We start from the raw sequence: 9,968 nt of genomic DNA on the forward strand, positions 1-9,968 counted from the left end.
AGAGCGGGCTTTTTGTCCTTTGGAACTCAGACCCTGATCCAAAGGAAATCCCCATGACCAAGCCCAAACCGGCAAATCCGGCTCTCTCAATCTCCGACGCTAACCTCGCCTCTGCCCTCGCGCAGATCGGCACGGAGATCGACCACCAACCCCTGCGCAGCTCAGCGCTGGCGCGCATCATGCGCGAGACGTTTCATGGCAGCGATGCCGGCGGTGCCTGGGACTGGCGCATGGCATATGACCTGATGCAGGCCGCGGCTGTTCAGGTGCTGCTGCGTGGGGAAGGTGCTTCAGGTGACATCGCCGCTGCAAGGCTGCTTGCCTCGCGGCTCCTGACGGAAACCCGCCGCTCCGAGCAGCAAATCCGGCTGCAGCAGTTTTCCACGCCGCTGCCATTTGCGGCGCTGGTCTTGCGGGCCGCGGCGATCCGCGAGGGCGAAACCGTGCTGGAGTCCTCGGCTGGCACTGGTGCCCTGGCTGCTTTCGCCGCCCGGGCCGGTGCCACGCTTGTGCTCAATGAAATCGACTCCTTTCGCCAGCGCCTACTGCGCGCGGTTTTCGGCGGCGAGGTGACGGGCCATGACGGCGAGCATATCGACGATCTGCTGCAGACGCCGGTTCTGCCCGACGTGGTGGTGATGAACCCGCCCTTCGCCTCCTCGGTCGATCGCTCCCGAGACAAGCACATCGCCGCCAAACATCTCGTCGCGGCTGCCAAGCGTCTGGCACCCGGCGGGCGGCTGGTGGCGATCATGCCGCCGGGATTCACGCCCGAACGCGATGCCGCGCATTGGTCACGCGCCTGCGGTTTGCTCACGCCGCGCCTGGCGTTGCCGATGCCAGGGCAGGTCTACCGCAAGCTCGGCACCTCTGTCGAAACCCAGCTCATGGTCTTCGACAAGGTGCAGGAGGTCGGCGAGATGATCAGCGTCCCTGTGCTGGATCTGGATGAAGCCTTGGCATATGTCGATGCCGTGGCCGCAACCCGGACCGAGATGCGCCCCATACAACAGGCGGCGGTGATCCCTCACGGGCGGCCGACCGTTCCATCCTCTGCTCCGCGCAAGACCGCCGCTGCGCCTGTCGCCGCCTCCAAACCACGGGCCAATGCCGTCCGTTCGCTCAGCTTCACAAGCTTTGAGGCCCCGCGCGACAACACGCCGGTCTCGGACATCTATGCGCGCTACCGTCCGCAGCGGATCGAGATCGCGGGTGCGCAGGAACATCCCACGCCGCTCGTCGAGAGCATCGCTATGGCCTCTGTGGCCCCGCCGGCGCCCTCAGGTGCCGCCAGTGCGGAATTGCGCCTGCCCGCGAGGTTGATCGAGGAGGGACATCTCTCCGAGGCGCAGCTCGAGACCATCATCATGGCCCATGATGCCCATGGGCGTGACCTGCCGGGCCGGTTCACGATCGATGATGACCAGGCCAAGCTGACGCGCGCCGATGATGACCCGGATGCACGGGCCTATCGCCTTGGCTATTTCCTCGGCGACGGCACCGGTTGCGGCAAGGGGCGCGAATGCGCGGGGCTCATCCTTGTCAACTGGCTGGCCGGGCGCAGAAAGGCGATCTGGGTCTCCAAATCCGCCACGCTCATCGAGGACGCCATCCGCGACTGGACCGATCTCGGCGGCTCGCCAGCCGACATCCAGCCGCTCTCCAAATGGAAACCGGACCAGCCAGTCCCTATGGGTGACGGTATCCTTTTCGTGACCTACGCCACGCTGCGGTCCGCGGGCAATTGCGGCACCACGCGACTGAGCCAGATCCTCGACTGGCTGGGCGAAGACTTTGAAGGCGTGCTGGCTTTTGATGAAGCCCATGCCATGCAGAACGCGGCAGGGTCCGAGCAGGGCAGGGGGGTCAAACCCTCCCAGCAGGGCCTTGCTGGCCTGCGGCTGCAACTGGCAGCACCCCGCGCCCGCGTCTTCTACATCTCGGCCACGGGTGCCACGAGCGTGCACAACCTGGCCTATGCCGCGCGGCTGGGGCTCTGGGGGCAAGGGCCTGAATACCCCTTCTCAAGCCGCGAGAGCTTCGTTTCAGCGATGGAAGCCGGCGGTGTCGCGGCGATGGAAGTGGTCGCCCGTGATCTCAAGACGCTCGGGCTCTACACGGCGCGCGCCCTCAGTTTTGATGGGGTGGAGTATGACGTGCTCGAACACGCGCTCACTCCGGCCCAGATCGAGATCTACGACGCATACGCGGCTTCGTTTCGGACGATCCACCACAATCTCGAAGCCGCGCTGACGGCGACCGGCGTTAACGACGCCTCTGGCGAGACCAATGCCTCGGCCGCTCGCGCTTCGGCCAAGTCCCGATTCGAGAGCACGAAGCAGCGCTTCTTCAACCATCTTCTGATGGGCATGAAGGCGCCGACCATCATGCGCGCCATCAAGGACGATCTGGTGGCGGGCAAGGCTTGCGTCATCCAGGTGGTCTCAACGGGTGAGAGCCTGCTGAAACGTCGGCTTGAGACGATGGACGCGGGAGATGAGCTCGTCGAGGGTGCCTTGACGCCGCGCGACTATGTTCTGGGCTATCTCGAGCAGGCTTTCCCGATCCACGCCCAGAAACTGGTCGAGATCGACGGCAACATGGTCGCGGAACCCTTGCGGGATGAGACCGGCGCGCTCGTTGTCTCGCGCGAGGCGCTCGCTTTGCGTGACGCGGCCATGATGGAGTTGATGACGCTGTCGCCGATCCCCTCGGCGCTCGATCAGATCCTCTGGGCCTTTGGCGACGAGGCCGTGGCAGAAGTCACAGGGCGGTCCATCCGGCCCCTCAAGGCCGAGGATGGTCATCTCTTCATCGAAAAGCGCGCCGCCAGCAGCAATTCATCCGAAACCCAGGCCTTCATGGACGGTGAGAAGGATATCCTGATCTTCTCGGATGCGGGTGGCACAGGCCGCTCCTATCATGCGGCGCAAACGGCGAAGAACCAGAAACGGCGGCGGCACTACCTGCTGGAGCCCGGCTGGCGCGCCGATGCGGCCATCCAGGGGCTCGGTCGCACGCATCGCTCGGCCCAGGTCAGCGCGCCCTTCTTCCGGGTCTGCACCTCCGATGTGCATGGCGAGAAACGCTTCACCTCGACGATTGCCAAACGCCTCGACCAGCTGGGGGCCCTGACCAAGGGCCAGCGCGAGACCGGCTCGCAGGGGATGTTCCGCGAGGAGGACAATCTCGAAAGCCCAATCGCACGGGCGGCGCTACGCGGGTATTTCGCCGATCTTGCCGCCGGGCGCGCCGAGGCGATGAGTTACGAGAGCTTTACCGATTGGACCGCTTTGCGGCTGATCGATAAGGACGGTGTGCTTCTCGAGGAGCTTCCCCCAATCCAGCGGTTTCTGAACCGGGTTCTGGCCCTGCCCATCCACATGCAGAACGCGCTCTTTGCCGAGTTCATGCGCCGGATTGCCGATCAGACTGAACGGGCGCGCGCGGCGGGCACGCTCGATCTCGGCGTGGAAACCCTGCGTGGCGAAAAGATCGAGCAGGTCTCCACAGAGGATCTCTGGACCTGCCCGAAATCTGGCGCCGTGACGCGGATCATCGGGCTCGAGGTGACGGACCCGGTCCATGTCCTGGGCGCTGAAGAGGCCATATCGCGCAATCCGGACAAGCTGCCGATGGTCAATCGCGCCTCCGGCCGCGCGGCGCTCATCTCGGCGCGCCCTATGCAGATGTATGACGAGGACATTGTCACGCTGATGCGCAAGGCGGTGCGGCCCAACGGGTCGAGCTATCTGGAGGAGACGCGGTTCGGGTCCTCGGCCTGGGAGAACATCGGTAAGCCCGAGTTTGCAAGGCTTTGGGATGCCGAGGCTGCCTCCTTGCCCAAGACCACCACGACCAAGCTCTACCTGTTGACAGGGCTGCTGTTGCCGATCTGGAAGGACATTCCGACCACCAATGAGCGCATCTACCGGGTCACGCCCGACGGGGCGACCGCAATGATCGGGCGGACTCTGAGCGAGCAAGGCGCGGCCGCGCTGCGCGCCCGCTTCCTCGTGTCCAACCCGCAAACACCGCAGGAGATGTTGACCGCCGCCCTCGGCACCACCGCGCCTGTCGATCTGGGCCGGGGTCTCACCCTGACCCGTCGCCGGGTCGCAGGCGAGATATGCCTTGAGTTGGGCGGCGCCGACAAGAGCATGATCGAAGGCCTCAAGGCCATGGGGTGTTTCACCGAGATCATTGCCTTCCAGCTGCGGGTGTTCCTGCCGCATGGGAACGGGATCGACACGGGAACCATTCTGGCCCGGATCGTGGGCCAGCGAGCCGCTGGATCGGCAGAACAAGCTGCCTGAAATGTCAAAGCGAGCTTTCGGTCGGGCGTCGCGGATCGGGGTTTGTCCGGGCTGCGCTTTCCGGGCGCGGGCAGACCAATGCCACGCCCGGCCACCCAAATTCAGACAAGAGGACAGACCCATGACCAATCCCCAGATCGACTATGCCGCAATGGCGGCTCAGTGGCGTGCAGAGCGCGAAACCACCCTGAAAGCAACCCGAGCGGAACTGATCGCGCAACTGCGCGCGCTTGGCGTCAGCGAGATCACTGCCGAATACGAAGGCTATGGCGACTCCGGCAATGTCGAGGATGTGATTGTGCAGCCTGCAGAGGTCCAACTGCCGGAACCGCTTGTCACCGCAGTGGGCGACTTCGCCTGGTCGCTCGCCTATCACCATCACCCGGGGTTCGAGAACAACGAGGGCGGCTTCGGCACGCTGACCTGGGACATCGCAGCCGACAGCATCACCCTCGATCACGCCGACCGCTATGTCGAATGCTCGCACAGCTATGACGAGGGGCTTTGAGATGGCCCATCCGCTTCATCATGCCGAAAGCTCTGCCCGGAAGTTCGGCGGGGTGCCGTCTGACTATCAGGCCGTCCACGATTGGTTTGACGCCTCGAAAGAGCACCTCGCGCTTTTCACGCACCGGGCCTTGCGCCACCATACCCAAGGTCTGTTCGATGCTGAACGTGTCTTCGGTCTGACCCTGACCAATAGCGCAGGTCGGGACATCCCCGTGCGCTGGATCGGCGAGCAGCATATCCGTGAAGACTGCCAAGGCCGTATCCCGAGTATGGCGGACTGGCTGCGACGCATACAGCCTGAGCCATGGATGGCCAATGGCCATATCGAGCAGCACGTCAGCGAGGAGCCCTGCGGCGATCCAAGGGTTGCCTGGGCCTCCGAGGTCGCCGCCGGACGAACGGTTCTTGGCCTGAAAGATTGGATGGCGGCGCGCGCGACGCAAGCCACGCAAAGCGCCTGACAGCTCTCGGTCGTTTGCCAAACGAATGCTGCATAGAAGCCCGGTCGGAAGATCGGGCTTCTTGCGGCGTTTACCCACCAGTCTTCTTGAGGAGGATCGCATGACACTCGATGAAATCAAGGCCGCCGTGGATGCCGGGCAGACCGTGCACTGGGCCAATACCGGCTACGTTGTCCACAAGGACCGGCTCGGTCAGTACCTCATCACCTATGTGCCGAATGGTAGCTGCATCGGCCTGACAGACCGGAGCGGGCAACGTTTGAACGGAAAAGAAACGGAGTTCTTCGTCGCGCAATCGAAGGACGCCGCAGAAAATCCGGGCAGCCAATCAAGACCAGACGGGCAGGGGAGGGGCGTAGCACCCGAAGGCGCGGGGGCATTCCCACTCGGACGGCAGCTCTGACCCTTGGGCGGGGCTGAAAGGAAAGCAGGCTTTCTGATTTGTGATCCCTCAAGGGGTCGAGCAAGCAATCCCGGATGCGCTGGCAAGGACGTCAGGCAGCGGCCAATCCAAGAAGGAACTATCCCATGTTCGCAGGAACCCTCACCCGCAATGTCGAGACCGCAGCCGCTCAGTACACCGGCATGATCCACGGGACGCGCTTTGACATCGCCATCCAGTTGGAGGCGCGGGCCAAGATGTCCGAACGCAGCCCGGATTTTGACGTGACGGCAGTCAACAAAACAGGCCGCAAGGTGCGCATCGGGACGGCTTGGAACGAGACCGGCAATACCAGCGGCAACCCCTACATCTCGATGCAGATCGATGTCGGTTTGGGTCCGTTCCGGATCAACGCGGTGCAGACGAAACAGGCGCGCGCGGCCCAGAGCGGCGAATTCGAGATCATCCCGCTGGTCTCGAACGGCCTGATGAAGTCCGGCTCGATCTCGGGCGAGCTCACCGCCATGGACGCGGACAACGCCTTCACTGGCTACATCGCCAACATGATGTTCGATCTGGAGTTCATGCTGATCGAGAACAGCTACAAATCCGAGGAAACCCACCCCGATTACCGGATCGAGGTCAGCTCGCCCCGGGGCACACCGATCCGCGTCGGCTCGGCGTGGATGGCGAAAAGCAGCCGCACGGGCAATGACTACCTGTCGCTTCTGATCAACACGCCCGATGGCGACCTGCGCGTCAACGCCGTGCAGAACGAAGAACAGCGCGGCGGGCAGACCTTCTCGATCATCCCGTTCATCGACAGCGGTGAGCAGCCGCAGGACGCGGGCGCGGGGCTCTCCTTGGTCGCCTAATCGGCGCGCGAGGGGAGACGATCTGAATCGAAAGGGGAGCCGTGGGATCACGGTTCCCCTTTTTCCATGTTTGGCTGCATGACGGGCGCCATCTGCTTGCGATCTGCTGAATATGATATACGATAATATATTATTGAATGGACGAAGGTAGGCGCATGGTGGCGAGACTGGGAAAAGCTCCGTGGTTCGAGAGCTTTGATGTAGAGGCAGAGGTTGCAGAGCTTCTTGCTCATATCGAGCGTTGCACCGGATTTGCGCTGCTTGACCGCAAGCGTGATGTCATCATGACCCATGCAAGGGCAAAGCTCGACAGGACAAGGCAGGCATTTCTCGAGGCCAAGGCGGCGGGAAAGCCGGTGTCCACATCGCGCCGCGCTTATCTGACCGAAGTTCAGGACACGATCTTCATGGCGATCCCGGAGGAGAACCTCGCGCGGATGCCGCTGCGCGAGCAGGTTCTCAACGACCCGTCATTTTACGCGGATGCCATGCACCGCGCCGCCGCGATTAGCGAGGATGAGCTTTTCATGGCGCTGTCCTCTTCGCTGAAAGACATGACAGTCCAAGACGCCCGGGCCTTCGTCTCGAAGCTTTGGCACAGCACGATCGATGACAATGCCCGCAAATCCGCCGAAGCCCTGAAGCGCCCCGAGCGTGAACCGCAGCCCTTTCGTCCGGGGAACACCGTGTAAGATCGAGGCCGTTCTCTTGCCTTGGGCCTTGACCAAGTTGGCCGCCTCAAACCCCCTTTCCCGGAGGTGGCACCCTGTGCAGCGTGCGGAAGCCGTTGAAGGCGCTGTGGTGACGTCTACTGTCGCCAACATGATGAACCGGGATCACATGCGCGCCTTCTTCCGGCGCGCCGCAGCGCTTGTCGCCTTTGTCGCACTGCTCTGGGCGATTCACCTCGTCAATTGGATCATCGGTTACGGCTTGAACCCGGCCTTCGGCCTGATCCCCCGGCACGTCAGCGGATTGGATGGCGTCATCGCCATGCCCCTCCTGCATGGAAGTTTCGCGCACCTGATGGCCAATACGCCGCCGCTCCTGGTGATGGGTGGGCTGCTGGTGGCCACGACCACGAGGGCCTTGCTGCCGGTGAACGCAGTGGTGATCGGCCTCGGCGGCGGACTCGTCTGGCTGTTCGGAAGCTCCGCCATCCATATCGGTGCGTCAGGGTTGGTCTTCGGTTGGTTTGGCTTCCTCGTCGCGCGCGGCTTCGTGGATCGCTCATTGATCACGCTGGGCGCGGCACTGGTGGTCGGTGTCCTCTATGGCTCAATTCTCTGGGGCGTTCTTCCGGGCCAACCCGGCGTCTCGTGGGAGGCGCATCTCTTCAGCGCCATCGCGGGCGCGGCCGCTGCAGCCCTTGTCCGGACGCATGTCCATGTGCCGCGCCTCGGCGGCGTCGATCTGGACTGAAGCCGTACGCCAGACGTGATCGGCCCAATGCTTACGTTCACCGACCAGTCAAGATGCTGCATCCGCAGCCCGCTTACCGGCCATTTGCCGCGCGTGCGAAATCTGGAGATGAGCGAACTCACAGACTCGGGACGAAGCGCGATTTCGCTGCGGCCGCGCCAAGCTTCAGAATTTTACTAGCGTTGTCGACTAAGTCCATAACTTGGCTGGGAAAATTTTGTGGACATGGTAGACTGCTTTTCATGTATATCAGTCGCGCCAAAATCTTCCTCTGGATCTCCGATAAGCTCTTCAAATTAGCCGAGACGTTGCGCCGAATATCTGCATCTGGAAAGGGGCCCGCGAAGTTCGTCGATCTTGCCCCCACCGATGAAGCAGACCAAGGAGGGGTGTATTCGGCCGCCTTGGCGTTCGCGACTGAGAGCCCTGACGTTTCAAACATCGCTCTTACTGGGCCTTATGGTTCTGGCAAAAGCAGCATCATCCGTTCGTTCCTGAAATCCTATCCCCGCAAGGCCTTGCACATCTCGCTTGCCGCCTTTTTGCCCGAAGCAGGCGATGAACAACGCACAGTGACCAGGCAGGAGATTGAGCGGAGCATACTCCAGCAATTGCTCTATGGCGCAGATGCAGACAAACTGCCGCTCTCGCGCTTCAAACGCATCCAATCGCCAAGTTTCTGGTCGATCTTCCGCTCACTTTACATTCTTTCCGGAATACTCGCTGTCTGGCATGCGTTTCACAATCGCAACGGGATTTTTGACGGATCGTACTTCAAGCCCTTCGATTTCACGAATTGGCTAGACATCTCGATAACAGCTTTCGCGCTGATATTTCTTTGGTCCGCAATCCATCACTTCTACGTGGCCAGCTTTGGCTTGTCGCTAAAAGGCATTTCGCTGAAAGACATTGAAATAAGGCCGTCCTCGGAGGATCAGGATTCTATCCTCAATCGTCACCTTGATGAGATTGTATACTTCTTCCAGTCGACTCGATACGACCTCGTCGTCGTGGAGGATCTAGATCGCTTCGAGGATTCCGACATCTTTGTCACTCTTCGCGAGATCAACAGTCTCGTAAACGGCAATGTGGGAGTAAAGCGTAAGGTTAGATTCCTCTATGCACTACGCGACGACATATTTGTTAATACAGACCGGACCAAGTTCTTCGAGTTCATCATCCCAGTCATTCCAATCATCAACAGTTCGAACTCGATCGATATGGTTCTGGCGCAGGGCAGTCGGCTGGAGTTGGACGGAAGTCTCGATCAGCAATTCCTACGCGAAGTGTCGCGCTATCTAAGTGACCTTCGCCTCATCCACAACATCTTCAACGAGTACGCGATCTACGTCGCGAACTTGGAAACAGATGGCGAAAACGTTCTCGACGCCACAAAACTTCTTGCCGTGCTGATCTATAAGAACGTCTACCCGAGGGATTTTGAAAGGCTCCACCGCGGCGAAGGACATCTTGCCGGAATCTTGGGGCGCAAGGACGAACTCATCGCCGCTCGCGAACAAAGTCATCGATCTGAGATCGCGCAGCTTGAACGCGGCATCGAAGCGGCTGAAAAGCAGGTCCCGAAGGACATCCGTGAGCTCAGACGGATCTACGCAATGGCGCTCCTAGAGTCGTTACCAGCCAATGTGTCCGGCGTCGGTAGGAATGGACAACAGTTTGTGGCACCTGCCAAGCTATCCGAGTACGAAGAATTCGATGAGCTCATCAATACACAGAGCATTCACTATAACACATTCAACCAAGGCCGACGCCAACAAAACATTTCTGGTTTGCAAGCAAGCATCGATCCAGAATGGACCTGTCACGGTTTGATGCCGCTCCTTTGATAGCATTTACTGCAGCAAAGGAGACGAACTATGGGACTGAAACGGACGGACGAATTCCGCAAAGATGCGGTGCGCATCGCGTTAACCAGTGGGCTGACGCGCAAGCAGGTTGCTGACGATCTGGGTGTTGGTATGTCGACGCTGAACAAATGGAT

General features: G+C 61.1%; 8 protein-coding genes and 1 pseudogene. All 9 read left to right on the forward strand.

Annotation, left to right across the window (positions count from 1 at the left end; genetic code table 11):
• Positions 1 to 53: 53 nt before the first annotated feature.
• A complete protein-coding gene (locus tag BUA39_RS08905) occupies positions 54 to 4,316 on the forward strand; it encodes a strawberry notch-like NTP hydrolase domain-containing protein (RefSeq protein ID WP_072792871.1) in 4,263 nt (1,420 codons plus the stop codon).
• Positions 4,317 to 4,437: 121 nt separating this feature from the next.
• Positions 4,438 to 4,824, forward strand: a complete 387-nt coding sequence (locus BUA39_RS08910; protein ID WP_072792872.1) for a DUF6878 family protein — start codon at positions 4,438 to 4,440, stop codon at positions 4,822 to 4,824.
• Position 4,825: 1 nt separating this feature from the next.
• Positions 4,826 to 5,287 carry a DUF6915 family protein gene (locus BUA39_RS08915; protein ID WP_072792873.1) on the forward strand — a complete coding sequence of 154 codons (462 nt, stop codon included), beginning with the start codon at positions 4,826 to 4,828 and terminating at the stop codon, positions 5,285 to 5,287.
• Between the two features lie 100 nt (positions 5,288 to 5,387).
• Positions 5,388 to 5,690 (forward strand): hypothetical protein, encoded by a 303-nt coding sequence (locus BUA39_RS08920; RefSeq protein ID WP_072792874.1) that lies wholly within the window; start codon positions 5,388 to 5,390, stop codon positions 5,688 to 5,690.
• A 125-nt stretch (positions 5,691 to 5,815) separates the two neighbouring features.
• A complete protein-coding gene (locus BUA39_RS08925) occupies positions 5,816 to 6,544 on the forward strand; it encodes a DUF736 family protein (protein WP_072792875.1) in 729 nt (242 codons plus the stop codon).
• Positions 6,545 to 6,699: 155 nt separating this feature from the next.
• The gene (locus BUA39_RS08930; protein WP_242648567.1) at positions 6,700 to 7,236 is read left to right on the forward strand and encodes a hypothetical protein; all 537 of its coding nucleotides are present in this window, start codon (positions 6,700 to 6,702) and stop codon (positions 7,234 to 7,236) included.
• 148 nt (positions 7,237 to 7,384) lie between these two features.
• The gene (locus BUA39_RS08935; protein ID WP_072793029.1) at positions 7,385 to 7,966 is read left to right on the forward strand and encodes a rhomboid family intramembrane serine protease; all 582 of its coding nucleotides are present in this window, start codon (positions 7,385 to 7,387) and stop codon (positions 7,964 to 7,966) included.
• A gap of 242 nt (positions 7,967 to 8,208) precedes the next feature.
• Positions 8,209 to 9,780: pseudogene (locus tag BUA39_RS08940) on the forward strand (YobI family P-loop NTPase); the annotation flags it as partial.
• Positions 9,781 to 9,843: 63 nt separating this feature from the next.
• Positions 9,844 to 9,968 (forward strand): transposase (locus tag BUA39_RS08945; RefSeq protein ID WP_165610517.1); only part of this gene is annotated, 125 nt, incomplete at its 3' end.

The organism is Cognatishimia maritima (assembly GCF_900129685.1).
Lineage (GTDB): Bacteria > Pseudomonadota > Alphaproteobacteria > Rhodobacterales > Rhodobacteraceae > Cognatishimia > Cognatishimia maritima.

Coding starts and splice junctions, on each gene's coding strand:
- BUA39_RS08905 (WP_072792871.1), top strand. CDS start 54: ATGACCAAGCCCAAACCGGCAAATCCGGCTCTCTCAATCTCCGACGCT.
- BUA39_RS08910 (WP_072792872.1), top strand. CDS start 4,438: ATGACCAATCCCCAGATCGACTATGCCGCAATGGCGGCTCAGTGGCGT.
- BUA39_RS08915 (WP_072792873.1), top strand. CDS start 4,826: ATGGCCCATCCGCTTCATCATGCCGAAAGCTCTGCCCGGAAGTTCGGC.
- BUA39_RS08920 (WP_072792874.1), top strand. CDS start 5,388: ATGACACTCGATGAAATCAAGGCCGCCGTGGATGCCGGGCAGACCGTG.
- BUA39_RS08925 (WP_072792875.1), top strand. CDS start 5,816: ATGTTCGCAGGAACCCTCACCCGCAATGTCGAGACCGCAGCCGCTCAG.
- BUA39_RS08930 (WP_242648567.1), top strand. CDS start 6,700: ATGGTGGCGAGACTGGGAAAAGCTCCGTGGTTCGAGAGCTTTGATGTA.
- BUA39_RS08935 (WP_072793029.1), top strand. CDS start 7,385: ATGCGCGCCTTCTTCCGGCGCGCCGCAGCGCTTGTCGCCTTTGTCGCA.